The following is a 25,997-nucleotide window of genomic DNA, read 5'->3' as shown; positions in this document are numbered from 1 at the left end:
GACGGGGGTAGTGGTCTGCGCCTGAGTTTGATCTGCTGTTATCGGCATGATTGGCCTCCAGAGAGTTTTCTAGCGACCTCACTCTGCCACGGTGCAGGCCGCTACTCACCCCTGATGGGATCTCAAGGCGTGTGACGCTGGTTTGTCGGCTCAAACGGGCAGAAACATCTTCTCAGCTGCCGACCCACGTGTCGGTTGGCAGTTAACCGTCAGAATGCGGCTCTCTTCGAGCCGGTTTAGCAGTTAACGTGAGAATCTGACCGGGAAGATTCTCAGATTAACTGCAATTGAGATGACGCAGTTGATCGGCAGGTACGCCTCATGATCTCGTTGATGGTACTGCTGAAGCGCACCTTGTTCTCGCCCCTCATTTGTCCGCGAGGCATTTCGAGCATCTCGGTCCTGAGCGCTCAACCATGGCTATTCCGGCCAGCAGAGCCGGCCGCACCTTCGGAGCGGTCCGACAAACTTTCGTGTTTGAGATAACGGGATTGAAAGGACCGCCGGCTATCAAGTTCTTAGCTCTTGCGTGAGCGATCCCTTATCGATCGGCTTGGTATGCGTTTCGTTCGTTTCAAACTGGTTGGCCCAACTATTATCGGCGTGGCCGTCCTCATCGCCGGCATGGCCGCCACTTCCTATTTCGCTGTAGGGCAGCTAGATGCGGAAACCCGGCGGCGGCAGGAAATGTTGGTCGAGCGGAACGTCTCCATCTGGATCAGCGAGGTTGAATTTTCGCTGACCGCCTGGACGGTCTGGGACGAAGCGATCGCCAATCTCGACAACGAGTTTGATCGGGCATGGACTGACCGCAATATTGGTGCATCCTTGATCGGTACGTCGCGCACGCGCGGGGCCATCGTGCTCGATGCCACCGATAAGATCATCTATTCCAAGACGGATGAGACCGTGCAGGGTCTGCCGTATTTCGTCAGGGGTCCGGCGGCGATCGCAAAGGACGCGGCGGAGCTGGTGAAAGGCGTTCGCATAAGAGAGCAGGAGCCCAAACAGGCCGGCATTCCTCAACCGATTGCGGTAAGCCGGATCATGGTCATCGGCGAGGAATCTGTTCTCCTTTCCGCAAGCCTGTTTCAACCGGATTTCGGAACGTCGAAGCCCAAGGGACCGCGTGGACCCATTCTGATCACGGCCATGCCGATCGCCGGCACGGTGCAGGGCGTCTTCGGGAAACGCTTCGATCTCGACGACGCGCGCATCGAGCCTTTGCGCGAGGTTTCGTCGGACCGCGCCAGGGCGGCGGTTGCGGTAGGGCCACAAGGCGAGGTCGAAGTCATATCGTGGCGTCCGCCAACTCCGGCAAGCGATATATTGCGGCAATCGTTTCCCCTGATCGTGACGGTGAGCCTGGTCCTGATCATAGGATCGTATCTGATGATCAGAACGTCCCATTCTGCTGCCCAGTCCCTTCTGGGGCGCGAACGTCAAATGCGCCACGCCGCAACGCATGATTTTCTTACAGGTCTTCCAAATCGATTTTTGCTGGAGCTGGAGTTCGCCGCTTGCACGAGCGCTGCCGTGACACAGGTCATATGTCTCGATCTGGATGGCTTCAAGGGTGTCAACGATCGTCATGGTCACGCGGTTGGCGACGAGTTGCTGCAAGTGGTGGCCGAGCGACTCCGATCTGGGACGCGCGGTTCGGATCGGGTTTTTCGTCTTGGTGGCGACGAGTTCGCGATATTCATGCCCGGTATTTCGACCGAGGAAGCAAGAGAGGCTTGCCAAAGATTGGCGGCCTCGCTCGCAGCGAAATTCAAGTTGCCGACCTGTGAGGTTTCGATCGGCGCGTCATTCGGTATAAGCCAGGCTGACGGTACTTCCACCAACTGTGATGCGGCGTTAAAAGCCGCCGATGCCGCGTTGTATCAAGCGAAGGCGATAAAACGCGGTAGTGTGGTGGTTAACGACGATCTTCTCAGCTAGAGCGCACATGCCGAAGGTTCTTTTGTCGACGTCCGAGATCGGTCTGGAGCGAAAGAAGAGCGAGCGGCTGTTGATTTCCGGGCGATGGCTACTCATTCACAGCCGATTGCCGCATGGACGACCAACCGGGATTGGAATAACACGCAGGCCTGCACCTAAGGGCAGGAAACGCCCAGTCTCGGCCGTCCGGACCGAACGTCCATCGCCTGGAGCCCGTCATCCCTTCATGTTCATGCTCGCAGAGCGACCGCGTGCGCATAGGTGCCGTAGCTTGAATAAATCGCCCTTCATGTGCGTCGAAAGTAGGCCGATGGCGTGACGCCCAACGAGCGTTTGAAGAAGGCGATGAAGGCACTGACGCTATCATAGCCCATATCCAACGCTACGGTGGTCACGGCGCGCCCCTCGGCAAGCATCTCAAGCGCCCGCATCAGGCAGGCTCGCTGGCGCCAAGCCGTGTAAGTGAAACCCGTCTCGATGACGAAACGGCGGCTCAGCGTCCGTTCCGGGATACCTGCCCACTGCGCCCATTCCTGGATGTTGCGTCCGTGACCCGGATCGTCGAGCAGGGCACGCGCGATGAGAACGAGGCGCGGATCGCGTGGCATCGGCGATCCAAATGGTTCGACCGGAGCGGCCCGCAGCTCATCCAGAATGACCTGTGCGAGGCGCCACTGCTCCGGAGTGAGGTCGTTCCCCTGCCAGTTCGACGCTCGCATAACGGCTTCGCGCAGCAAACCCGACGTCCTGATCGTGCAGGGGCAGTCGGGCAGCGTTGCACATGCCGCCTCAGAAATATAGCAACTCCAGCCCTCGACGGCGCCATGGGTCCATCCGTAGTGCCGCTGATGCGGCGGAAGCCAAACCGCATGATCGGCAGGAACGATCCAGGCTCCCGCATCGGTTCCGATGGTCAGCAGCCCGTGGCGCAGCCCGGACAGCTGTCCGCGCGCATGACTATGGGTGCCTAGTTCGCGATGCTCTGCTTGCGCTTCGTAAAGCGCGATGATCAGTGGGTCGCGAGCGTCACTGGCAGCAAGGGCGAGCTTTTCTTCAAGCATGGCGGCAACTCGATACTGATTGGCTCCGATAGCTTAGCCCAGCCTTTCGCAAACAGCTATACCATTCTCAGGAGAACGCCGATGACCCCACCCGATGTATACCTCGCCGAGCATGATCTTGAACGCCTGTACGCGCCGCCCTCCGAGCACATTCAGAAGGCGGTGACGCCCGAACTGAATTCGTTTCATGTCGAATATCTGGCGAAAGCGACGTTCTTCTGCTTGGCGACAGGGGGGAGCGTTGGACTTGATGCGTCGCCTCGGGGTGGCCCGCCCGGTTTCGTGCGCGCGCTCGACAACACGACGGTGACGTTCGCCGACTGGCCCGGGAACAACCGGATCGAGTCAATGCGCAACCTCACGTTCGATGATCGGCTAGGCATGCTGTTCCTGTTCCCCGGCCTGGATCTGTTCATGCGCATCAACGGCCGCGGTCGCATCGTGGACGATCCGGCACATTGCGCAGCGCTGGCGGAAGGGGCGAAGATCCCAAAGACGGCTATCGTCGTCGCAGTGGATGAGGTCTTGTTCCACTGCGGAAAGGCGGTGAACCGAGCGCGGCTTTGGGATCCGGCATCACGGTTGGATCGGAATAGTCTTCCAACGCCTGGGCAAATGCTAGCCGCCATGACCAAGCAGGATCGGGCCGCTGCGGACGCCATTGACGCGCAATACGACCATGGGATGCGGAACGGACTCTACGGTTGACGCCCGTTCGCAAGCCGCCTTCAGCGCCACGCAGTTTGCCGCATGGACTTCCAGCGCGGATATCGAATACGACGTCGAGCCTGCATTCTCCTCAAAACGGCGAGGCGCCCAGCGTCTGCTGTCCCGGTAAAGGTTCGTTTTCGGGAGGCGGAACTGAGCATGGACGTGGTGCGATGAGGCTGCTGTCATGCGTCGGATGCCGCAAAGCTGCTGAAGAGATCGACCACGCTACCCGGGGCAGTTTTACTGAAGAACAGCCTCAGGTTCTGCGCCGACATTGCCGCCACTTCACGGCTTCGCGGAAACAAGGCCTCCTCATACCTGGATAAGGCCGATTCAATGTCGTCGGGGGTGTCGATGATCACCTGAGCGAGTTCCGCGCCGTCATACATGGCGAGGTTGGCGCCCTCACCAGCGAACGGGGACATAAGGTGCGCCGCGTCGCCGACCAGGGTCAGGCCGGCCTTCCGCTGCCACTGATGCCCGACCGGTAGCGCATAGATCGGACGGATCGTGGGATCGGCAACGCTGCCAGTGAGGAAGCTGATAAGGTGCGGCGCCCAGCCTGCAAATTGCTGGGCTATGATGTCCAATCCGGCGCGAGCCTTGCTAAAGTCAATAGACTCGATCCACGCTTCCGGCTCGTTCAACGCGACATATCCGTTGACGCTGCCATCGGCATTACGATGTGCGATGATACCTTTACCCGGTGCCACTGCCATGAGGGTGCCGGCCCCGATCGCTGCCACGCTTTTCGCATAGCGCGCGTCGCCGGCAGCAAACGCTATCTCGATGAAGCAGGTGCCGGAATAGATCGGCTTGGCATCGGAAAGGACCGGGCGGACTTTCGACCAGGCACCGTCAGCGCCCACGAGCAGATCAGCTGTCGCCCGGGTTCCGTTGGCGAAGCTGATCTCATGCCGGTCGTTTCCGGTCTGAGCCAGATCCGTGACCTTGTGATCCCACCGGATCGTAGTGTTTGGAAGCGAGGCGATCAGCATGGCGCGAAGCTCACCCCGATCAACCTCCGGGCGCCGGGGCGGGCGGTCCCCTGGCTTATCCAGCAGGATGATCCCATCCTTGTTCACGACGCGTTTTGCATCTTCACCTGGCCGCACAAGCCGCAGGAATGCGTCATGCAGACCGGCCGCCTTGAGCGCGAGTTGACCATTATGTTCGTGTATGTCGAGCAGGCCTCCCTGCTTCCTGGCGGTCGGTGACGGCTCGGCTTCGTAGATCGTCGCTTCGATCCCGTGTCGGTGCAGGGTACGGGCAAGCGTCAGGCCGCCAAGGCCGGCGCCGATGATGGCAATGGTATTTCGCATATGCGCGCTCCAGTCTCGCAGCATCCTTCGATGCTGGCGGTTGTTGGGAGGCGCTGGGCGGTCACGCGCAGGCGTGAGCGACGTATATGCGGCAGCTTGCGGAGCACGGACGCTGTAGGCAGGCCGACGTTTTTCGCGACGTTTGATCGATACAGGAAACTGTCGGGTTCAACAAGGATGATATCGCACATGCTTCCCCGCGCCTTTCCCGAAATACCATCCCAATCGGAAAAGCAGTTCACCCGGCAACGGCACCTATCGCCTCCTCATTCCCAAACTGACGGTCGGTAGTCCATCAGACCTTTGCCGGTCACAGAATGCCTCAAGGCGCTGATCAATGGTGTCAGGCTGTGCTGCGACTGACACCATGCGGCGGTAGAGGAGAGGGCTATAGCTGTAGACATCGGGTTCATCTTCGTCTGGCGCGCGCCGCTAGCGGCGAATTCGACATTCAGCATCGATCGATGCACACTTCGAGCGGACGTGGGAGTGGCTCATCGACGGCGTTAAGGCTTGATCGCCTTTCTCGGCTCGAAATGTGGACTTGCTTTGCGGATTTTGGCTCGCTGAGGCGTGGCGGGCACATACAAACCTGCGGGTGTGTCCAATGGCACCAGTCCGGCATATCGCAAGCAAGGGCAGAGATCGATTGGTCGCTCTGCAAATGTCGAAATTTTAAACTAGACTTATACTGTCACGTTTTATTAAATGGAGGTCGAGGTACTCGAAAAGGCTATCGTCCAGTGACAGGTGACATCAAATCCGCAGCCGTGGAGATTATCGGGATTGGTCAACCTTCCGCGCAGAGGGCAAAGGCGATCCTCGATACGGCGATCACAGTGTATTATGAGGATATCCGCAAGGCGGCTCGTCGCCGGGGCCTTGATGCTGCGGGCGCGACCGAAGTGGTCCATGACGTCTATCTGCATTTGGTTCATCGACCGCATGTTCTGGCGGGCAAGTCCTCGCTGCGCGCCTTTCTGATCAGGGCTGCCACCAACCTTGGCATCGATCGGCTGCGTCGCCAGAGTTTCGAAAGGAGGCTTTTCGCGCAGATTGACCGAGACAGTGTCGCAGTGCCCGCGAGACCCGCTGTCGAACTGCACAATCTCGACCGGGCCAAATATGTGGCGGCCATCCGGGCGGCGATCGAGGACTTGCCTCCGCAATGCCGGAGCGTTTTCATCGCCCATCGCATCGGCGGGCTGTCGAAGGATGAGATCGCCGAAGGACTTGCCATCAAGCGTCGCATGATCGACCGGCACTTGCGCAAGGCGCTGCTGCATTGCATGGAGCGGATCGACGAACTGGGATGACAGCCCAAGCCCGACGGTTCGTTCGTCTATAATGTATCGGAAATCAGCGAAAGTCTCATGGCCAACAAACCCGACAAACGCGTGATCCGCGAGGCGGCGGCGGACTGGGCCTTGCGCCGAAGCGAAGGGGAATTGTCGCCGGACGAGGGGCGTGCCTTCGAGGCATGGTTCACGGCGTGGCCCGAGCACGCCGCGGCCTATGAACGTGCCGCCGGGATCCTCGGCGAGAGCCGGGCTATCCTTCGCGAAGACGCGGATTTCGCCATGCGAAGCTTGAACTCCGGCAAGGACGGGCCCGTTCTCTCCAAGGTGGCGGCCGTGTCCGTTCTGCTGCTCGGGCTCTGTCTCTGGTTTGCCTTCGACATGCCGCTTCGCATGACGGCCGACGCACTGACGGCAAGCAATGAGACCACCGTCGTCACGCTAGGGGACGGGACCCTTGCCCACCTGAACGGCAACAGCGCTCTGGACGAAGACTTCACCCCCGGCACTCGCCTGGTCAGGCTGCTGCGCGGCGAGATCTATTTCGAAGTCTCCAAGGACCCGGCACGGCCTTTCGTCGTGGAAGCGGGCGGCGGCGAAGTCCGGGCACTTGGGACCGCCTTTAACGTCAATCTTGTTGGAGGCATGGCCGAGGTCACAGTTGCCGAGAGCCGGGTTTCGGTCGTTGGTGAAGCAAGAGGGGAGGGTGTGGTCCTGCATCCCGGCGACCGGATAGCCTACGATCGGGAGGGTCGGTTGAGTGACATCATCCACGTGCCAGCCGACCTGGAGGCGCCATGGCTGACAAACAGGCTCGTTTTCGAGGAGCGGCCGCTTGCCTCGGTGATGGAGGAGATTTTCAGAAGGCTGCCGGGGCGCCTGGTCATCGCCAACCCTGCCACGGGCCGCCGGCTCATCAGCGGCACTTTCGATCTGGGGGATCCCGAACTTGCGCTCCGCGCCTTTGGCCGGGCTTTTGGTATTAAGATCGTCAGAGCCGGTCCAGTCTTAACGATCATCTATTAATTATTTCCGGAGCGACAGCCTCAACTTTTCGCGTCGTTCGTCTATGGATTGAGGCAAACGCCGTCTGGTGCCTTTTGCCTCATCAGGAGACGAGGGGTTTCATGTCTGTCAAACTATCCACCGCAAATAATCACCGTTCCGTCCGCCGCATTTTCCATATGCTGCTGCTGACTAGTGCGAGCCTTTACATGGTCTCGATGGCCGCCGCCTCGGCGCAACAGGAGACCTTGAAGATTGCCGTTCCGGCAGGACCGCTTTCCACCGCCCTCAATCAGTTGGCGCTCCAGAGCCAAGTACAAATCGGTTTCGATAGTCGGATCACGCGCGGCAAAACGACACCCGGCCTATCAGGTAACTTTACGATGGACGAAGCGCTAAGGCAGATCCTGGCTGGCAGCGATCTTCAATACGACTTCAGCGACGAACGCACCGTTCGCCTCGTCGAGCGTTCCTCGTCCCAGAACACGGGGCTCCGGACAGTTGGCGACGGTACGGTTCTCGGCGAGATCCAGGTGGACGGCGGCAGCGGCGGTGTGATCAATGCAGAAGGCTATGTTGGCCTCAGCAGCGCCACCGGGGCCAAGACCGATACGCCGTTCGCGGAAACGCCGCAGTCGGTCTCGACGGTCACAGAGCAGCAGATGCGCGACCGCAATCCTCAATCCCTGACCGATGCCATCGCCTACACGCCCGGCGCCCGCACCGATGCCTATGGGCAGGATCCTCGATATGATTCCTTCTTCGTGCGCGGCTTTAACGTCACCAATACCGGCGTTTTCCGCGACAATCTCCGCCAGCCGGTTGCTGGCTATGGATATTTCTTGACCGAACCCTATGGAATCGAGGGCATCTCCATCCTGCGTGGCCCATCCTCCGCGCTATACGGCGCGACGGGTGCCGGCGGGCTCTACAATGTCATCACCAAAAGGCCGACGGACGAGACCCTGCGCGAAGTCGAGACCCAGTTCGGCACGGATGACCGGTATCAGGGCCAGTTCGACTTCTCCGGACCCGTCCGTGAGGACGATGACAGTTTTCTCTACCGTCTGACCGGCGTCGCTCGAAAGAGCGGAACGGAATTCGAAGCCGTTGACGACGACGTCGCCTTCATAGCCCCGGCGCTCACCTGGAAGCCGGACGAGGACACCAAGCTGACCTTGCTCGGGGAATATTCCCACTCGGAAACCGGCGGCAATCCCGCCTATTACAACGACGCAGCCGGTCATGTCAGTCGATACGAATCCGGCGATCCGGCTTTCAGCGCGCTGGACCACGACATGGCCCGCTTCGGCTGGGAGTTCGAACATGCCTTCGGTGACGGCCTGACGTTCCGCCAGAACGCCCGCTACTCGACGCAGGATATCACGTCTAAATACGTCTACACCTATGACGGCACCGCTCATGCCGCCGATTCCAGCCTGATCGATCGGGGTACCGGATACGAACTTCATAGCCTTGATGCATTCGTCATCGACAATCAGCTTGAGGCCAAATTCCAGACCGGGCAACTGGATCATACCGTTATCGGCGGCGTGGATTTCGCGTGGGTCGATTTTGTGTCGCGGGCCGGCTACGGCACCGCCGATCCTCTCGATACCAACAATCTGAACTACGGAAATTACATCGCCACGCCGGCCCTGACCTCGCGAACCGATCAGCGCCAGTTGCAAACGGGTCTCTATCTGCAGGATCAGATCCGCTACGATGCCTGGACACTGACCATGGGCGGCCGGTACGACTGGGTATCGACGAAGACGGACAATACGGACCTGACCTCCGGTGCCGTGACGTCGCTCGATCAGGATGACGGCGAGTTCTCCGGCCGTATCGGTGCGACCTATGAGACGCCATGGGGCTTCGTACCCTACGCGAGCTACTCGACGGCGTTCTCTCCCAATGTCGGGTGGAACAGCACTACGAATGCACCGTTCAACCCGACGACGAGCACCCAGCAGGAAATCGGCGTCAAATACCTGGTTCCCGACGCAAACATGATCGTCACGGCGGCATTTTTCAACATCGACCAGGAAAACGGCCTGTTCTACGAGGCGGTCAACGGCGTCAACACGCAGGTGCAAAGAGGCAAACTGCGCTCGCGCGGCGTCGAACTCGAAGCGGTTGCGAGCCTTGACAACGGCCTCTCGATTTCGGGTTCCTACACCTACACGGATCTGAGAATCCTCGAAGGCCCGGACGCGACCGTCGATAACTACGTTTCCAGCGTGCCGTTCCATATGGCCTCGCTGTGGCTGCACTATCAATTGCCAGAGAGCACCGCGCTGTACGGTCTTGCGATAGGCGCCGGCGCGCGCTTCCAGGGCAAAAGCTATGGCAACGACGCCAATACCCTGGAAAACAGTGCCCGGGTGCTGTTCGATGCCAGCGTAAGTTATGACTTCGCGGCCCTTGATCCGGCCTATAAGGGACTGAAGCTGCAGGTGAACGCCAACAATCTGTTCGACAGACGCGAGACGACCTGCACGAGCGGATATTGCTATCTCGATCCCGGCCGATCCGTGATCGGCAGCATCCGCTACACCTGGTAACAACCTATCCTGTGCTCGGGGGCGACCGCCTCCGGGCGCGGGGGGCATAAATGGGCTCGCACTCCATGGACAGCAATTTTTTCGACGTTACCGTCTCGTCCAAGACGCTTCTCACGCCAGGCATGCTGCGTATCACCTTTTGCGGAGACGATCTTAGGAACTTCCGCACCACGGGCATGGCGGACGAATATCTGCGCCTGTTCTTTGAGGACGAAGCAACCGGCGAACTGGTGTTGCCGATCATCGATGGGGAAGGTCGCTGGAGCTATCACGAAGACAGGCCTCCGGTGCGTTGCTCGACCTATACCGTCCGGCGCTTCGATCGCCGCAGGTGCGAACTCGACGTCGATTTCGTCGTGCACCCCGGCGGCGTGGCAAGCGAATGGGCTCAACGGGCGCAGGCCGGCCATCGCATGGTCGTGAACAATCCGCGCGGCCTCTATACACCGACCGAAGGGCTGCCGTGGCAACTGATCCTGGCCGACGCCACGGGAATTCCAGCCGCGGCGCGCCTTATCGAGCAGAAACCCGGCGATCTTGCCTGCAGGGTCGTCATCGAGGTTGCGACACCGGACCAAATCCAGCCTTTGCCGGAGCGCGACAATGTTGTCGTCACTTGGCTCACTGACAGCGGCAACGGGCACTGGAAAAGTCGGCTGGGCGATGTCTTTCCGTTGATCCCCCTGCCTCCTGGGCCAGGACACATCTGGGCGGCTGGCGAACAGGAGGCGATCCGGACAATTCGCAAGCATGTCAAGAACACCTTGAAGCTCAAGCCCGAGAGGCACAAGCTGGTTGCCTACTGGATCGACGATGAGCGCCTGCGGCCCCGTCGGCCCCCCTTGGACACGACTGTCCTAGCCGCCTTGTCGACACCTTGGAAACCGGCAGGACTGCAGTCATGAGAGCGTCCGCCACCCCGGCGGCGACCCGCCGGGCCGGAAGGGGCATCGTTCTTTCCGGAGTGCTCATCCTTCTGCTTTCAGCCTTACTGACAAGCCTTGCTCTCGGAACTGCGACGGAGTCGCCGGGCGCGCTGATTGATGTGTTGACCGGGCGGGCACCCAGCTTTGAAACCCTGCTCGTGCAAACCTTGCGCGGGCCACGAACCTTGCTCGGTCTTCTCGCCGGCATGGGGCTTGGAGCCTCCGGTGCGCTGATGCAGTCATTGACGCGCAGTCCGCTCGCAGATCCGGGGCTTCTCGGTGTCAATGCCGGGGCCGCAGCGCTGATGGTCGCCGGCATCGCACTCTTCGGCCTTTCGTCGATCGAGTGGCGGCTGATCCTTGCATTCGTCGGCGCGATGGGCGCGATGCTGTTGGTGCTTGGCATGAGCGGCAGTTCTTCCGGCCGGTCGAGTGCACCAATCTCCCTTCTTTTGGCCGGGGTGGCGCTCACGGCGGCCCTTGGAGGGTTGACGACGATCGTCATGCTGAGCGATCCGGAAATATTCGATGAGATGCGCCAGTGGAGCGCCGGTTCCCTGGTGACGATCGGTTACGACGTGCCGCTTGCCATTCTCGGCCCGACCGTTCTGGGCATCGGGCTGGCGAGCTATGCCGGGCCAACCCTCAATGCGCTGGCCCTCGGTCCTGAGAATGCGGTTGGCCTCGGCGTCGAAATCGTCAAGGTGCGGATCCTGATCCTTCTGTCGATTGCGCTTCTTTGTGGAGCTGCGACGGCTGCGGTGGGACCGATCGCTTTCATCGGATTGATGGTGCCGCATTTCGTGCGCATGCTGGTGGGGCCGGATGAACGGCGGGTCCTCATCCTATCGACATTGTCGGCACCGAGCCTGCTGCTCTTGTCCGATGTGACGGGCAGGCTCATTCTTCGGCCTGCCGAGTTGCAGGTCGGCATCGTCGTTGCCCTTCTTGGGGCGCCGGTCCTGATCGGACTGGCGCGCGGAAGGCTGAACCGATGAAAGAGCCGCAGTCGGGTGCTCTGCCATCGTCGCCATGGCATCTGCTCCGGGGACCGATCGGTCACATCAGCCTGCGTTTGAAGCGGCGCACCGTTATATCCGGCATCTGGCTTCTGGCTGTCGCGCTGGTATTGATCACCGCAGGGCTGGCGATCGGTCGTTATCCCGTGTCACTCGGCGATCTTCCCCTGACGCTCCTTGGCCGGGCAGACGAGAGACTGTCTCTTGTCGTCCTCGAATGGCGCCTGCCGCGCATCGCCGGAGCCCTATTGTGTGGCGCAGCACTGGCTGTCGCCGGCGCCTTGCTGCAATCGGTGACCCGAAATCCGCTCGGCAGCCCCGATCTCGTCGGCCTTGATGCAGGTGCCCAAACCGGTGTGCTGCTGACGATCATCTGCACCGGTGGCGGCTTCGCGGGCATTGCCGCAGGTGCTTTTGGCGGCGGAGTGCTGACAGCCCTCTTCGTCGGCTCGCTGAGCCGCAGCGCAAACGGCTTGCCGCAACTGCGGCTGGTCGTGGTTGGCATCGGTGTGTCGGCCATGCTCCACGCGGTCAATACATGGCTGATGCTAACGGCCGACCTGCACCGGGCCTTGCTCGCCGCCGGCTGGCGGGCGGGATCGCTGGTCGAGATCGACGCTTCGACCCTCGCTTTTGCCGCCATCCCGTTCCTGGTTCTTCTCTCGGCTGCGATTGCTGTGTCCCGTTCGTTACGCCAGCTGGAGCTTGGCGATGAACTGGCGCTTGCGCATGGTATTGCTGTGGCGAGGAGCCGGATTGCCGCTGTAGTTATCGCCGTCGGTTTGACTGCGACGACAACTGCCATATGCGGTCCGATACCGTTCGTTGCCCTGGTGGCACCTCAACTCGCTCGCCTGACGATGGGGACATCGGGACTGGCGGTCCTGCCGTCGGCTCTTGTGGGAGCAATGAGCCTGCTTTCGGTAGATCTGTTTGCACGATTGGCCTTTTCTGATGTGCAGATGCCGGTCGGCGCACTGACGGCCTGTTTCGGCGGCGCCTATTTCGGCTGGCTGCTGTGGCGGGAGACAAAGACTGGAGTTTTTTGATATGGGTCCATGCGAAAACACCGGCATCTCGCTGTCCGCACACAAGATCTCAATCGGCTTTGGCGGAACGCGGGTCATTGCCGACCTCAGCATCGAAGTGCCGGCCGGACGGTTCACGGCCATCGTCGGCGCCAACGGTAGCGGCAAGTCGACGCTCTTGAAGATGCTGTCGCGCGTCATCCGCCCCGAACGCGGTGAGGTGCTGCTGGATGGACGATCGATCCATACCCTTCCGTCCCGAGACGTCGCAAAGCGTCTCGGCCTGCTCCCTCAATCCTCGATGGCGCCGGAGGGCATTCTGGTGGAGGATCTGGTCTGGCGAGGACGTTTCCCCCATCAGCGATTTCTTCGCGAATGCAGCGCTGAGGACGCCGCCGCGGTTCAGCAGGCCCTCGCCTTGACGGGGATATCGGACCTATCAGGTCGCCGCGTCGATGAACTCTCGGGTGGCCAGCGCCAGCGTGTCTGGATTGCCGTCGTGCTGGCCCAAGAAACGCCGCTTCTGCTGCTCGACGAGCCCACGACCTTTCTCGACATCGCTCATCAGGTTGAAGTCATGGAACTGCTTTCAAGGCTGGTACGCCGCGAGGGCCGCACCGTGATTGCCGTATTGCATGACCTCAACCAGGCCTGTCGCTATGCCGACCGCGTCGTTGCCCTCAAAGGCGGCACGGTCTTCGCCGAAGGCCCGCCGCTACAGATCATGTCGGTGGCATTGGTCGAGCAGGTATTCGGCCTTTCGGCCGTGATCATCGAGGACCCGGTAACCGGTAGTCCGCTGATCATTCCCTGCCCGCGCCGCGAAGCCGGCTTGGCTGCGAGGGGAGAGGGGGCATGAAGCGTCGCGAGATACTTGGCCTTGCCGGGGCCGGACTCGTCACCTCTGCCTTTCCGGCAAGGCCGACCGCTGCAAACGACAAACCGGACTTTCCGGTGACCGTGCGGCATCGACATGGGGAGACTGTCATCATTGCCGAACCGCGACGGGTCGTCTGTCTCGGCCTGAACGACCAGGATTTCGTCTATGCCGTGGGGATATCGCCACTCGGAGTAACCGAATGGTGGGGGAAGCGACCTTACGCCACCTGGCCATGGGCGGAACCGGCACGGTTGAATCTTGGAGCTGAGCCCCAGGTTACCGGCAGCCGCTATCTCGACTACGAGTGGATACTGTCCCTTGAGCCGGATCTGATCCTGGCCGTATATCTGGATCTGGATGAACGCGCGTATCGCAAGCTTTCACGCATCGCCCCTGTGGTGGCGGCGCCCGCAGGCTACCCGGCCTGGAGCGCCCCATGGGATGAACAATTTGCCCTGATCGCCCGTGCCCTCGGCCGATCCTCGGATGCTACGGTGATGACGAACGGAATAGGCCGGCGGATCGAACGGATCCGTGTCGATTACCCGGCACTTATGGGTCGATCCGCAGCCCTTGCGGATTTCCGCGAAGGCCAGTTTGTCCTGTGGAGCAACCGCACTGCTCCCACCCGTTTCATCGAGCAACTGGGTCTGAACGTCCCAGCCTCTCTCGAGGCACTCGCCAGTCCAGCCGGCTGGATCCACATCAGCCTGGAGCACGCGGAATTGCTCGATCTGGATCTCCTGATCTGGCCGAACGATGTTCGAGGCCCGTTGGATGATATCGCCGTCTTCACGTCTCTTGCTGTTTACAAACAAGGCAGGTGCCTGTGGCTGTCGGAAGAAGACATATCCCTGAGCGCGGCCCTGTGGTTTCAGTCGCCCCTGTCTATAACCTACTTGCTCGACCGACTTCCGCCCTTGATCCTCGATACGCTAAGGAGATGACAAGACGTTCGTTCTGGCCGGATTTCGGACGCAGGGGAACCGGTCTATCGGGCTGCGGTTCGGTTCCTGAAGCCGGCTGACACTGCCAATGCTATCCTTTGCAGGCTAGGCGCCGGCACATGTAAACGTGGCGGAGCTGTTCATTCTGCCGACCGAACAGGTTTGATCGGAGAGTGCCTCGGTGGGCTACCATAGAGAATGGACGCGCCGATGGTTCAGATCCGTCAAGGCGCTGGCATTTTTTGCTTTCGCAATGGCGGCCGAGAACAATCTTATGTTTCGGGTTCACGTTGTACGCGCGCTATCGGAGAAACACTGCTAGCTTGAATGGATTGCAGAGCGCCGTATTTTCAACGCTCTGTGGGTCAGACACCCCGGCGGATTCACTGACGTGCAGACAGCGGATTGTTTTCTGCTAGAACGCCAATTCCCGACGCGAATTGAGAATTTGCAGAATGAGACATCTGTTGCGCCTGATCCTGCCAGAGGCGATGCCGGTCAGCTATAGGGAGCGGCTTCGTTCCGCCACGGGGGCATTGATTGGCATTCTCCTGACCGGTTTTCTGGGACGTCTGGCGATCAGCGATACCGCCGCGCTGCCTGCTTTGATCGCCCCAATGGGGGCGTCCGCCGTCCTGCTGTTTGCGGTTCCCTCCAGCCCGCTCGCACAGCCATGGTCCATTCTCTGCGGCAATATCGTCTCCGCCATTGTCGGTGTTACAATTGCAAAGCTGGTTATGGATCCCGTCGCCGCCGCGGGGCTCGCCATTAGCATCGCCATAGCGGCCATGATGGCTCTACGTTGCCTGCATCCACCAAGCGGTGCGGTGGCTTTGACGGCAGTTCTTGGCGGATCGGCCATTCACGATCTTGGCTATGGCTTCGTGCTTTGGCCGGTGACGGGCAATTCCTTAGCGCTTCTCACCGTGGCGGTCATCTTCAACAATCTGTCTGGTCGTCGCTATCCGCACGCGATGCGCATACAGCCAAGCAACCACGGCACGAAAGACCCGGCGCCAGTCCAGCGCATCGGTTTCTCGTCGGCCGATCTGGATGATGTTCTGAAGGATTTCGATCAGGTGTTGGACATCGATCGCGACGATCTTGAAACGATACTGCGTCGTACTGAACTGCGCTCCTACCGCCGTCGAGCCACACATCTGGACTGCGCCAGCATCATGTCCCGCGACGTTGTGGGCGTCGCACCGGATCATCCGTTGAAAACAGCCCATGAATTGATGCGCAATCACCATTTCAAGGCTTTGCCCGTGACAAATGATAATGCGGAGGTCGTCGGGATCGTGACGCAGACCGATTTGCTCGACAAAGCAAGCTGGGCAAGCGGTCGTCCGACCATCGGCTTTCTTCAACGAATTCGGCTGATAGTCTCGGGACGCAGCGCTCCCAACGGCACGGTCAAAGATATCATGACATCCCCGGTTAAAACGGTGTCCCCCGAAACGCCGGTCGAAGATGCGATCATCATTCTGGCAGAACAGGGCTTGCACTATCTGCCGGTTGTTGGCGCCAACAACAAACTTGTAGGGATTATTTCGCAATCGGATGTGATGGTCGGTATGCTCGCGGACAGGGCAGGAGAATAAGCCGAAAAAGCAAAGCCGGCCCGTAATCGACCGGCTTTTTTGCCTCAGCCAGGCAAGGAGGGCGGCATGCTTGGGGAACATCGGAGGGATTTGACCCCAGTTTTCCTTTTTACGTTGATCTGCCACGGCAAACCATGCCGAAACTTCGCAACGGACCCATTCTGTGCGGCCGGCACCCACGGCAGCACACGAAATTGCGAACCCATGTCGCCTGGCGAAGATAGCGATAGCGGGCGCGGCGGGATCATTCGTGCTCACTTTCGGCATGAATAACCCGGCACGAGAGATCAGGTCGAGGCGCAATAGGGCAAATTGCGAGACGCCACAGCCCAAGAGGTCAATCCGTTCCGGCGTTACGACTCCATGATTGGCGGCGTGGTCCGATGATGCGTTTGCAGACATCGCATTGATGGCGCTGCCAGCCGGGTGGGGCAACGGACTTCCGTCAAACGGAAGCTGATTGGGAATCGGAGGAGCATATCTTGAACAATGATGGTGATCTGAAAGCACTTATGCTGATCAACGGCGAATTGGTGGAGGGCGCTGCGCAGCTTGACATCGTGAACCCGGCAACCGGCAAGCCGTTCACGTCTGTCGGGCTCGCCTCGGAGGAGCAGGCGCAAGAGGCCGTTGCCGCGGCAAAGGCGGCATTTCCGCAATGGGCGGCGCTGAAGCATGCGGATCGCCAGGCATGCCTCGTTCGTCTCGCCGATGCGATCAATGCAAACAGCGAAGCGCTCGCCCGGGCGCTGACCCTTGAGCAGGGCAAGCCGCTTGCGGAAGCCAAGGGCGAACTGGCCTGGGTCGAGGGCTATATTCGCCACTATGCCACGCTTGACCTTCCCGGCCGTACCGTACGCGATGACGCGTCTGCACTTGCTGTGGTGCGGTACCATCCGCTCGGTGTCGTCGCCGGGATCGTCGCATGGAATTTCCCGCTGCTTCTTGCCGGCTGGAAAATTGGGCCGGCGGTTCTTGCGGGCAATGCAATCATTCTGAAGCCGGCGCCGACCACACCGGTCGCAACGCTGATGCTGGGTGCCCTGTGCCGCGACATCTTTCCCGCCGGTGTGGTCAACATCATCGCCGACAACAATGATCTTGGACCGTTCCTGACCAACCACCCGGATATCGCCAAGATCAGCTTTACCGGTTCGACCGAAACCGGGCGGCGGATCATGGCCGGGGCTTCGGGAACCTTGAAGCGGTTGACGCTGGAACTCGGCGGCAACGATCCGGCGATCGTGCTGGATGATGTCGATGTTCCCGCTGTCGCACAGCAGATTTTCACCTATGGCTTCCTGAATTGCGGCCAGGTCTGCCTGGCGATCAAGCGTGTCTATGTGCATGCCTCCATCCATGACGCGCTTTGCGAGGAGTTGGCCCGGCTGGCCCGCGAGGCGGTGGTCGGCGATGGTCTGGAGCAGGGCACGACTGTCGGCCCCATCCAGAACCGGCTGCAGTTTGAGAAAGTGCAAGCCTTTCTCCAACAGGCCCGCCAGGATGGCACAGTCATCGCCGGCGGCGAAATCCTGGAGCGATCGGGTTATTTCATCAGCCCCGCGATCGTTACCAATGTGTCCGATGGCGACGAGATCGTCGACAAGGAGCAGTTCGGCCCGATTCTCCCGGTCATCCGGTTCGACGATCTGGACAGGGTGATCGGCAATATCAACGCCTCTCCCCAGGCCCTTGGTGGCTCGGTCTGGTCTGCCGATACCGAGCGGGCCATCGCTGTCGCCAATCGTATCCAGACCGGCTCGATCTGGGTCAACCAACATCTGGCAATCGGTCCCGATCTGCCCATGGCGGGATTCCGGCAGTCCGGCATCGGCGTCGAGCAGTCGGAGGAAGGGCTAAAAGAATTCATGCAGATTCAAGTGCTTAACGTTGCACGGTAAGCCCTCGGTATCGGCAGAAACGCAGGGGAGGTTCAGGCGGGATTTTATTGAGTTTGCAACCGCGTCAAATGCTGTGACTGCCATACGGATCAGAACGCAGACGCCAGCGTGTTGAATCTGGATTGGCACGGACAGCCGACACGAGGACATGGCGAGCGCCTGCGGCATTCGCCCTGGCCGAAATATTGGCCGATGCGGCGTCGTTGGCCGCTCGTAAACAACAAAAAAGGGAACGGATTACATCATGTCGATTGATTTCACCTTCAGCGACGAGCAAAAGGCTCTTCGTCAGAATGCCCGCATGTTTGCAGAAACGGTTCTTGGCCAGGTAAAGGCAACGATCGCCCCCTTCGCAAAACCGGAAGACAGGTTCTACGCTACACGGCCCTTTTACCAAAAGATGGTGGACGCGGGCTTCCTGAAGGCGCTGCTGCCGGTGGCATACGGGGGGACCGCGATGCCTACCCTGGACTTCGCCCTTGCCGCCGAAGAACTTGCCCGCATCGATGTCAATGTGCCTTCCGCCCTGCTCGCCACTGGTCTGGGCGTGATCCCCATTGCGCGGTTCGGCACGGAAGAACAAAAGCAGCGTTTCCTGCCCGACTTCGCTGGAAGCGATGCTAAGCTCGCGGCGCTGGCTTTCACCGAAGTGACAGGTGGCGCGAATTTCGATTGTCCGGACCCGCGCTTTGGCGTTCAGACCTTCGCGATCCGCGACGGCGATGACTATGTCATCAACGGCGAGAAGCACTACACGACCAACGGCTCGGGGTGGGACGGTACCACCTGCGATCTCTATACGGTCACTTGCCGCACCGACCCGACAAAGGGGCCAGAAGAATCTTTGGCAATGATCGTCGTTCCTGGCTCTACCCCCGGCATCGAAGTGGTGGGTTTCCTCGACACGCTCGGCCATCGCGCAACAGTGTCGCCGCGTATCCGGTTCAACAATGTGCGTGTGCCGGTGTCGAACCTGCTCGGCAAACCGGGCGATGGGAAACGCATCCTTGGCCAGACCTTTGCATGGACCGCCGCCCTGATCGGCGCAGCATGCACCGGCGTCATGCGCGCGGCATTCGAAACGGCCTATCAATTCGCGCGTACAGATAGCCGGTCGGGCCCGGCGCCAATCATTGGCTATCAGAATGTCGGCTTCATGCTCGCCGACCTCAAGATGCGGATCGAGGCTTCTCGCTACCTTACATGGAAGGCGTGCCATCGTCTGGACGAAAGCGATTACGAGGATCTCGAACTCGCGGTCATGGCGAAGGTCTATTGCTCGGAACTTTCAGTCCAGGTGGTTTACGACGCGATGCGGCTGGTTGGGGTCGACAGTTATACCCAACTCCATCCTTTGGCTGAGCTTATGCAGGATGCGCTCTGCTTCCCGCTCTATGATGGTGGCAATATGGGTGCGCGTCGGCGACAGCTCCATGAGATGTTTTTGAGCGACGACTATGATCCGTTGGGTGCCTGCGGCGCTTGACAGGTCGTTGATCTGGCCTGCAGGTGCGTTATGGTTCCTGCGGCGGGCCGTTTTGACTATGCATGGCATCGGAGCGGTTGAAGAGACCGCCCCGATGAAAAGCCTTGGTTACCACGTGCGTCGAAACGCCGTTTCGATAAAAAGAACAGGGAAGCGGCGGGAGGGAGTTAATCGCGGATCTGGAGTTAAGGGATGACTGTTTGGACAACGGAGCATTTGCCGGAGAAGGACCAGTTCAGCTATTGGCGCGAGGTTCTATGCGAGGCATTCATCAATCTCTTGCCGGAGCGTCGAACCAACGGGGGCTTTTCCAGTCGCGTTGAATCGAAGCTTCTTTCCGATATCAATGTCGTCAACGTCACGTCGCAGTCCCAGATCGTACACAGGCGAAGCCGGGAAATCAAACGCGACGATCGCTATTGCTTCTTCCTTAACCTGCAACTCGCCGGCCGCAGCCGCGTGATGCATGCAGGTCGGGAAACGATGGTCTATCCGGACCAGTTCGCCATTGTCGACTCGACGCGCCCCTATTCTCTTGATTTTATCGATAACTGGAACGTCGTGTCGTTCCGTATTCCGCAACATTTGCTGCGCCCGCTCCTTGAACGCCCTGAGGCGGCGCTCGCTGTGGCCGTGGGGCGTGACAGCGGCGTCGGTGAGGTGTTGATCGATTTTCTCAAGTCGATTGCGGGCAAGGCACAGGATATCGACCAGGGCTCAGCCGACGTGATGTCGCGGAGCATTGCGCAATTGACAGCCGTTGCAATGGGAGCGACGCAACCTGCCGTGGAGTCAAGTCGCGAGATCGTTCGATCCGAGTTGAAACGTTCCATAGCAGGTTACATCGATGGCAATGCCGCCGATGCGGCATTGAATATCGACAAGGTGGCGCGGCGTTTTGGCATATCGAGACGGCAAATCCAGCGACTGCTCCACGAACAGGACACCTGTTTCGAACGGATGTTGCTGGAGAAACGTCTGGATCATTGTGCTGATACACTCGCCAACCAGCAGTTTCGGCTGTCGATATCGGAGATAGCCTTTGCCTGGGGGTTTAATGATCTCTCGTATTTCAGCCGGACCTTCCGCAAACGCTTCGGGGCCTCCCCGCGCGAATTCCGGGAAGCTCACCATGCGCATGCAGTCGACTTTTAGGCCTGTGGACGAGCACCGTTCGGCGGATCTAGCGCTTGGCAAATATAATAGCGCTCGGAACGCTTTAAGTCTCATCCACATCTTTTGCCGAACCTGGCGGGGGGGTGTCCATCATCTCTGCTTGGAGATTGAGGATATTAATACTGTCAGGTGCAGCAGTGTGGTATCTGCGCGCACGGCAAGCAGCGAATATAAGGTCGTAAAACTGAAATCTATGATTCATAGTACTTACGACTAAATGCGCGAGCCGGATTGCGCTGCCGCGGCTCAAGACTTTACAGCAATAGTCATGTGCAGAACCAAGCACGTTTACCAGGATTCCGGGCCGCAAAGCCCGCCGGCATACCGCTACACCGTGTTTCATCTTCAGGACGATGATCGTCCCTATGGTTCTTTGATGAGTGAAAGAATGGGATCGATCTGCTCCAGACGGAGGTTTCTCAGATTGCAGGATTTTTCCCTTCCCTTAATCGGACGCTTTTTCATGTAATAATTATCTGCATTTTCTGACAAAATTAACTTATGTTGAGTATTCTTGCTCCAAATTTCAGTGAGGGGCATGTGAATGTTTTCGAAAGTGTTTTCAGATCGGTCTCAAATGACGTCGCCTGAACGTCGGGAACTTCTCGATCTGCGTCAGATGACTGAACTCGTTTTTGACATTGATGGTGTCGGCGTGTGGGACTGCGTGATTGCAGACGGCGACATCTTGTCTCCTGACTGCAAATGGGTCTTCTCGAACAGTTATCGGCGTTTTCTCGGGTTTAACAGTCAGGAAGATTTTCCAAATTCGATCGCATTCGTCGGTGAGCGCTTCCATCCGGAAGATGCTGACCGCATCCTGGCAGCACTTGCCGCCTTCGCGACTGATACTACGGGCAAAAAGCGCTTTTACGAGGATTTTCGGCTTCGGCATCGTGACGGTTCATGGGTTTGGGTACGTTCTTCCGCTGCGTGCTTGCGCGATAAAGCTGGTAAGCCTCTCCGGATGACAGGCACCCAATCTCATATCCAGGAGATCAAGGATGCTGAGGAAAGGCAAGCCGCGCTGCTCAGCCAACAGGCACTTGTCGTTGATCGGGTCGCTGCCGGTCTCAGCAAACTTGCGGACGGAGATCTGACGTTCCGCCTGGTTGATGTATTCGCTGCGGACTATGAAGCATTGCGGCACGACTTTAACCAAGCCATGCAGAAGCAGCAAGACGCGATCCGGATGGTTGCGACCAACACGTCGACGATAGACTTAAGCTCTCGCGAAATTTCTGGCGCTGCGGAGGACCTGTCCCGACGTACCGAACAACAGGCAGCCTCACTCGAGGAAACCGTTGCGACGCTCAACGAGATCACCGTGACCGTGAACAAAACCGCGAGCGGAGCCAGACATGCAAAACAGGCGGTCCTGGACGCCAGGGCCGATGCCGAACATTCCAGCAAGGTAGTTGGTGACGCGATCACCGCGATGACGGCTATCGAGCAGTCGTCGAGACAGATCAGCCAGATCATCGGGGTCATCAACGATATCGCATTTCAAACGAACCTGTTGGCGCTGAATGCTGGCGTCGAGGCGGCAAGGGCAGGCGAGGCTGGGCGCGGTTTCGCTGTGGTGGCGTCCGAGGTGCGAGCATTGGCCCAACGTTCAGCTGAGGCTGCCAAAGAGATCAGGTCACTTATCTCGACTTCCGCGCAGCAGGTAACCCAGGGCGTCACGCTTGTCGATGAAACTGGCAAGTCGCTTGATCGCATCGTCACTCATGTGGGCGACATCAATGCCATAGTTTCTGAAATCGCCACAGGCGCACAGGAGCAGGCGGCCGGCCTTGGGCAGGTCAACACAGCCGTCATCCAGATGGACCAGGCAACGCAACAGAACGCCGCCATGGTGGAAGAGACGACGGCCGCCATCCATAGTCTTTCACAGGAAGCCGCGGAACTCATGCGTCTCGTCGGGCGCTTCCATCTGGAGGATGTATCTGGCCGCAGTTCAGGCCAGCCGCATCGTTCGGGGAAGACCATCTCGCCGATCACCGCCATGTCGTTTCGTAGCGCGAGCGGCGGTGCGCGTTGATCCTTGTCTCACGTTAGGGAATGTATCTGATACCTCAAGGCCATGGATCGGCGATGCCTCGGCGGCGTTCCGCCAAGACAGAGCGTCTGCAGCCGCGGAATCGCTCTGCCGTTCTGATCTTGGCCAGATCGAAAGACATCATGTCCACATCGTGTTGCCCTCGTTGCAACGCCACAAACTGACATCGGGAAAATAAGAAAAATGCGCCAAATTCGCTCATGGAAAATTTGATGTTGGAAATGGCAAGACTTGTCGTTCGTTCACAGAAAGCGTCGCGACCGACGCCCGCTTGATGCTCAGGATGGCGGCTGTTTGCGATGCGCCTCACCGACACCCTTGTTGCGCTCAGGCACCCCTGCCTGTTCTGCGGCGCTATCCCGGAAACGTCCCGGCGTAACGCCCGTCAGTTTCCTGAAGGTGCGGGTAAATCCCGATTGAGTGGCGAAGCCGCTTTCGGCGGCGATTTGCACGAGGGATAGCGATCTCGAGCGAAGTTTGTCCTTCGCTTTTTCGATCCGCCGCTCGACGACATATTGGTAGGGTGTTTTCCCAACAGTGCGATGGAAGGCTCGGACGAAATGGAACGGGCTGAGGCAGGCTTCATCGGCAAGCGCCTGCAGCGAGAAATCTGCTTCAGGCCGGGTTTCCACAAGGTCGACCACCCGCCGGAGACGGCGATCATCGAGGAGGCCACGGCGCTGCGTCGGCTCATCGCGGCTTGCTGGGCGAACCAGATAGGAACGCAACAGATGGGCCGCCAGCGTTATCCGGAGGCTGTCCGACAGCAACCGGTTGATTCCTGCTTCCGGCGCGTGACGCAAGGTGCGAAATGCCGTCGCGATCTGATTGAGCATCGGATCGAAGCAGCCGCCGGCATAGTCCAGTTGGACGGCCCCCGGGTCGATCTCCCATTCCTCGAGCGCCGTCGCGCCGAGCAGGTCCGGCGGCAGGAAGAAATGGACCGTTTCGACCATGGTGTCCGACAGCGAGATACAGGATTCATGGATTCCTGCGGGACAGAGCCAGAATGTTCCAGGGCCCGCCGCGCTCTTCTGATAGCGGCCATCCCCTCGTCGTTCGACGTTCAGCCGGCCTGACAGCATGACCGCGATCTCGGTCGCCGCGGGAATAACCTCCGGCAAACGGCCTGCGCCATGGCGCCAGGTTTCCACTCTCATAAGCGGCGTGTCCTGTTCCACCGCGATCAATGTCCCGGTGCTGTATTTCCGCGTGCTGTGACAGTCGATCGTCATAAGGCTCGCCTTCTCGCCAATGCGCAGTTTCGGTCAACGACTCCGCAATACGGGACGATACCGGTCCCGTTGCCGATGACATTCTCGCAGACGGGCCTCAAGAGCAATCCCGCACCTCGAAGGACCCGCGCCACCCGCTGGATCGGCTGAAAGGCTTTTCGCCGCGGCGGGAAGGAAGAAAGAGAGGAACTATGGAATCGGCTATCGACCAGCATCTCAAATGTCCCAGATCCCTGTCCCGCCGTATTGCTGATGATTATCAACCGCCGTTTCCCATGTGGGTCGCACGAGCAGGTGAAGATCTGCAACAGGTCGTCATGGGATATCTCGGCGTTCAGTATCTCGGCGAGGAGCGGAAAGCTAACGCGATGGATGCGCTTCGTGGCCTCGTCAGCCATTTTGCCCTGCCGGACGGTCCGGGAGAATACGATCTCACGCACCATCAGGATGCGCAGGGCTATGACAACCTGATTGCCGTCGGCTATTGGCGCGATCGAGACGCCTATCTGCGTTGGTTGGCTTCGCCGGCCGTCGCCGGCTGGTGGGCGTCGGAGGAGAGACTTTCGGACTCCGTCGGATACTTTCGCGAGATCGTCAGCCCGCGCGCCGAGCAGTATGAAACGCTCTACGCCTTCAAGGACCGGCTTCCCGGCGTCGGTGCCATCATGGACGATATCAGTGGAGATATTCAGGAGCATGGTTACTGGGGCTCCATGCGCGACAGGTTTCCGATTTCGCAGACCGATCGGATGAGCGCCACCGGCGGACTCGAGATCATATCCGGAGAGCCGGATAAACGGGGGAGGGTGGTCGTCAAGGCACACGACAACATTGCCCTTATCCGCTCCGGTCAGGACTGGGCCGAGGCGGACGGCACAGAGCGCAGTCTCTATCTCGATGAGATTGAGCCGACGTTGCGGGACGGCATGGACTTCCTGCGTGATAACGGCAAACCGCTCGGCTGCTATAGCAACCGCTACGTTCAATACATTGATCTTGACGGCAATTTGCTGGAGAAAAGCTATAACATCGGTCACTGGCGCTCGCTGGATCTCCTGGAGCGCTGGGCGGAGTCGCATCCGACGCATCTGCGTATTTTCGTTACGTTTTTCCGCGTTGCCGCCGGTCTCCAGAAGCTGCGCCTCTATCATGAGGTATCGGTCTTCGACGGTGCGAACCAGTTCTACGAATACATCAACTGTCATCCCGAAACTGGCATGATGCGGGATGCCGCGAGCGCCGGAAACTAAACGGCCGCTCCTCTTTGATGCGGACGGCAAATGTAGGCGCATGTTTGCCGTCTGTTTCGAATTTGTGCGCATTTCCAAGGTCCTGCATTGGGGTTCTTGTGGGCACGAAAAGCGGAAATATGTATATATATTAGTGGCATAGCTGCCTTATTTCGTAACGAGTATCGCGCAAAATAATAGACTTTACAACTAATATAATTTCATCCATATCTCTCGCTATAACAATGGGGAACCCAATGATGAAATTGTCTGGCCGCCTTTTCCTGTGTTGTACCGCCTGCATCCGCGGCGCTTTCTTCCCTGCGCCCGCCGTCTTGCGCCAACCGGCCTCTTCAACCGGTCCCATTTTGACGAGGATCGCGGCGTGATCAGTTCGGCCCGCGTTCCGTGTCGCGTGGCATCGAAAGATGCTGCTCTCTAAACCGACCGAAGACATTCTGCCTATCCAGATACGCAGGATCACAGGTTAACTCGACCGGTATGAGGGCATCGCCGCACAGTTCGGCATCGGCTGAACCGAACCGCAGGCCACCGCCGCCACCCAACTCCATCACTGACACCCAATGCTCTTGTCA

At 59.3% G+C, this 25,997-nt stretch carries 19 protein-coding genes; 16 read left to right on the top strand and 3 right to left on the bottom strand.

Features of this window, described 5'->3' with window-relative positions; translation table 11 throughout:
• Window positions 1-558 precede the first annotated feature (558 nt).
• The gene (locus HGO38_RS29550; RefSeq protein ID WP_250959372.1) at window positions 559-1,944 is read left to right on the top strand and encodes a sensor domain-containing diguanylate cyclase; all 1,386 of its coding nucleotides are present in this window, start codon (window positions 559-561) and stop codon (window positions 1,942-1,944) included.
• Window positions 1,945-2,231: 287 nt separating this feature from the next.
• Here HGO38_RS29550 and HGO38_RS29545 read toward each other — a convergent pair whose 3' ends face one another.
• Window positions 2,232-3,005 carry an AraC family transcriptional regulator gene (locus HGO38_RS29545; protein ID WP_250959371.1) on the bottom strand — a complete coding sequence of 258 codons (774 nt, stop codon included), beginning with the start codon at window positions 3,003-3,005 and terminating at the stop codon, window positions 2,232-2,234.
• 81 nt (window positions 3,006-3,086) lie between these two features.
• Between HGO38_RS29545 and HGO38_RS29540 the strand changes: the two genes are divergently transcribed.
• Entirely contained in the window at window positions 3,087-3,713 is a 627-nt protein-coding gene (locus HGO38_RS29540; protein ID WP_250959370.1) for a pyridoxamine 5'-phosphate oxidase family protein, read from the top strand.
• Between the two features lie 185 nt (window positions 3,714-3,898).
• Here HGO38_RS29540 and HGO38_RS29535 read toward each other — a convergent pair whose 3' ends face one another.
• Window positions 3,899-5,038: an FAD-dependent oxidoreductase gene (locus HGO38_RS29535; protein WP_250959369.1), complete on the bottom strand. Its 1,140-nt coding sequence runs from the start codon at window positions 5,036-5,038 to the stop codon at window positions 3,899-3,901.
• A gap of 743 nt (window positions 5,039-5,781) precedes the next feature.
• Between HGO38_RS29535 and HGO38_RS29530 the strand changes: the two genes are divergently transcribed.
• The 13 genes from HGO38_RS29530 to HGO38_RS29470 all read left to right on the top strand — a co-directional run bounded on the left by HGO38_RS29530 (window position 5,782) and on the right by HGO38_RS29470 (window position 22,919).
• On the top strand, window positions 5,782-6,354 hold the full coding sequence (locus HGO38_RS29530; protein WP_250959368.1) for an RNA polymerase sigma factor: 573 nt from the start codon (window positions 5,782-5,784) through the stop codon (window positions 6,352-6,354).
• A gap of 57 nt (window positions 6,355-6,411) precedes the next feature.
• Window positions 6,412-7,362, top strand: a complete 951-nt coding sequence (locus HGO38_RS29525) for a FecR family protein (protein WP_250959367.1) — start codon at window positions 6,412-6,414, stop codon at window positions 7,360-7,362.
• 101 nt (window positions 7,363-7,463) lie between these two features.
• Entirely contained in the window at window positions 7,464-9,908 is a 2,445-nt protein-coding gene (locus HGO38_RS29520; protein WP_250959366.1) for a TonB-dependent siderophore receptor, read from the top strand.
• A gap of 65 nt (window positions 9,909-9,973) precedes the next feature.
• On the top strand, window positions 9,974-10,813 hold the full coding sequence (locus HGO38_RS29515; RefSeq protein ID WP_250959365.1) for a siderophore-interacting protein: 840 nt from the start codon (window positions 9,974-9,976) through the stop codon (window positions 10,811-10,813).
• Window positions 10,810-11,832 carry a FecCD family ABC transporter permease gene (locus HGO38_RS29510; protein WP_250959364.1) on the top strand — a complete coding sequence of 341 codons (1,023 nt, stop codon included), beginning with the start codon at window positions 10,810-10,812 and terminating at the stop codon, window positions 11,830-11,832. The genes HGO38_RS29515 and HGO38_RS29510 overlap by 4 nt, the downstream gene beginning before the upstream one ends.
• Window positions 11,829-12,902: a FecCD family ABC transporter permease gene (locus tag HGO38_RS29505; protein ID WP_250959363.1), complete on the top strand. Its 1,074-nt coding sequence runs from the start codon at window positions 11,829-11,831 to the stop codon at window positions 12,900-12,902. Before HGO38_RS29510 ends, HGO38_RS29505 begins: the two co-directional genes overlap by 4 nt.
• Before the next feature lies 1 nt (window position 12,903).
• Window positions 12,904-13,740, top strand: coding sequence for an ABC transporter ATP-binding protein (locus tag HGO38_RS29500; RefSeq protein ID WP_250959362.1), 837 nt, complete (start codon window positions 12,904-12,906; stop codon window positions 13,738-13,740).
• Entirely contained in the window at window positions 13,737-14,708 is a 972-nt protein-coding gene (locus tag HGO38_RS29495) for an ABC transporter substrate-binding protein (RefSeq protein ID WP_250959361.1), read from the top strand. Before HGO38_RS29500 ends, HGO38_RS29495 begins: the two co-directional genes overlap by 4 nt.
• 455 nt (window positions 14,709-15,163) lie before the next feature.
• Complete coding sequence (locus HGO38_RS29490; RefSeq protein WP_250959360.1) at window positions 15,164-16,312, top strand: HPP family protein; 1,149 nt, start codon at window positions 15,164-15,166, stop codon at window positions 16,310-16,312.
• 482 nt (window positions 16,313-16,794) lie between these two features.
• Window positions 16,795-18,213, top strand: a complete 1,419-nt coding sequence (locus tag HGO38_RS29485; RefSeq protein ID WP_250959359.1) for an aldehyde dehydrogenase family protein — start codon at window positions 16,795-16,797, stop codon at window positions 18,211-18,213.
• Window positions 18,214-18,457: 244 nt separating this feature from the next.
• Complete coding sequence (locus tag HGO38_RS29480) at window positions 18,458-19,699, top strand: acyl-CoA dehydrogenase family protein (RefSeq protein WP_250959358.1); 1,242 nt, start codon at window positions 18,458-18,460, stop codon at window positions 19,697-19,699.
• 192 nt (window positions 19,700-19,891) lie between these two features.
• Window positions 19,892-20,854 (top strand): helix-turn-helix domain-containing protein, encoded by a 963-nt coding sequence (locus HGO38_RS29475; protein WP_250959357.1) that lies wholly within the window; start codon window positions 19,892-19,894, stop codon window positions 20,852-20,854.
• Between the two features lie 565 nt (window positions 20,855-21,419).
• Window positions 21,420-22,919: a methyl-accepting chemotaxis protein gene (locus HGO38_RS29470; protein ID WP_250959356.1), complete on the top strand. Its 1,500-nt coding sequence runs from the start codon at window positions 21,420-21,422 to the stop codon at window positions 22,917-22,919.
• A 296-nt stretch (window positions 22,920-23,215) separates the two neighbouring features.
• Here HGO38_RS29470 and HGO38_RS29465 read toward each other — a convergent pair whose 3' ends face one another.
• Window positions 23,216-24,172 carry a helix-turn-helix domain-containing protein gene (locus HGO38_RS29465; protein ID WP_250959355.1) on the bottom strand — a complete coding sequence of 319 codons (957 nt, stop codon included), beginning with the start codon at window positions 24,170-24,172 and terminating at the stop codon, window positions 23,216-23,218.
• A 191-nt stretch (window positions 24,173-24,363) separates the two neighbouring features.
• On the opposite strand from HGO38_RS29465, the gene oxdA reads away from it, so the two are divergent.
• Window positions 24,364-25,422: an aliphatic aldoxime dehydratase gene (gene oxdA / locus HGO38_RS29460; protein WP_250959354.1), complete on the top strand. Its 1,059-nt coding sequence runs from the start codon at window positions 24,364-24,366 to the stop codon at window positions 25,420-25,422.
• Window positions 25,423-25,997: the final 575 nt, after the last annotated feature.

This window comes from Rhizobium sp. CG5, assembly GCF_023701945.1.
Lineage (GTDB): Bacteria > Pseudomonadota > Alphaproteobacteria > Rhizobiales > Rhizobiaceae > Allorhizobium.
Note: the sequence above shows the minus strand (reverse complement) of the source record. Positions and strands in the feature narration are given on the sequence as shown.

Excerpts from the sequence above, each read along its gene's own strand:
- HGO38_RS29550 (WP_250959372.1), top strand. The coding sequence starts at position 559 with ATGCGTTTCGTTCGTTTCAAACTGGTTGGCCCAACTATTATCGGCGTG.
- HGO38_RS29545 (WP_250959371.1), bottom strand. The coding sequence starts at position 3,005 with ATGCTTGAAGAAAAGCTCGCCCTTGCTGCCAGTGACGCTCGCGACCCA.
- HGO38_RS29540 (WP_250959370.1), top strand. The coding sequence starts at position 3,087 with ATGACCCCACCCGATGTATACCTCGCCGAGCATGATCTTGAACGCCTG.
- HGO38_RS29535 (WP_250959369.1), bottom strand. The coding sequence starts at position 5,038 with ATGCGAAATACCATTGCCATCATCGGCGCCGGCCTTGGCGGCCTGACG.
- HGO38_RS29525 (WP_250959367.1), top strand. The coding sequence starts at position 6,412 with ATGGCCAACAAACCCGACAAACGCGTGATCCGCGAGGCGGCGGCGGAC.
- HGO38_RS29520 (WP_250959366.1), top strand. The coding sequence starts at position 7,464 with ATGTCTGTCAAACTATCCACCGCAAATAATCACCGTTCCGTCCGCCGC.
- HGO38_RS29515 (WP_250959365.1), top strand. The coding sequence starts at position 9,974 with ATGGACAGCAATTTTTTCGACGTTACCGTCTCGTCCAAGACGCTTCTC.
- HGO38_RS29510 (WP_250959364.1), top strand. The coding sequence starts at position 10,810 with ATGAGAGCGTCCGCCACCCCGGCGGCGACCCGCCGGGCCGGAAGGGGC.
- HGO38_RS29505 (WP_250959363.1), top strand. The coding sequence starts at position 11,829 with ATGAAAGAGCCGCAGTCGGGTGCTCTGCCATCGTCGCCATGGCATCTG.
- HGO38_RS29500 (WP_250959362.1), top strand. The coding sequence starts at position 12,904 with ATGGGTCCATGCGAAAACACCGGCATCTCGCTGTCCGCACACAAGATC.
- HGO38_RS29495 (WP_250959361.1), top strand. The coding sequence starts at position 13,737 with ATGAAGCGTCGCGAGATACTTGGCCTTGCCGGGGCCGGACTCGTCACC.
- HGO38_RS29490 (WP_250959360.1), top strand. The coding sequence starts at position 15,164 with ATGAGACATCTGTTGCGCCTGATCCTGCCAGAGGCGATGCCGGTCAGC.
- HGO38_RS29480 (WP_250959358.1), top strand. The coding sequence starts at position 18,458 with ATGTCGATTGATTTCACCTTCAGCGACGAGCAAAAGGCTCTTCGTCAG.
- HGO38_RS29475 (WP_250959357.1), top strand. The coding sequence starts at position 19,892 with ATGACTGTTTGGACAACGGAGCATTTGCCGGAGAAGGACCAGTTCAGC.
- HGO38_RS29470 (WP_250959356.1), top strand. The coding sequence starts at position 21,420 with ATGTTTTCGAAAGTGTTTTCAGATCGGTCTCAAATGACGTCGCCTGAA.
- HGO38_RS29465 (WP_250959355.1), bottom strand. The coding sequence starts at position 24,172 with ATGACGATCGACTGTCACAGCACGCGGAAATACAGCACCGGGACATTG.
- oxdA (WP_250959354.1), top strand. The coding sequence starts at position 24,364 with ATGGAATCGGCTATCGACCAGCATCTCAAATGTCCCAGATCCCTGTCC.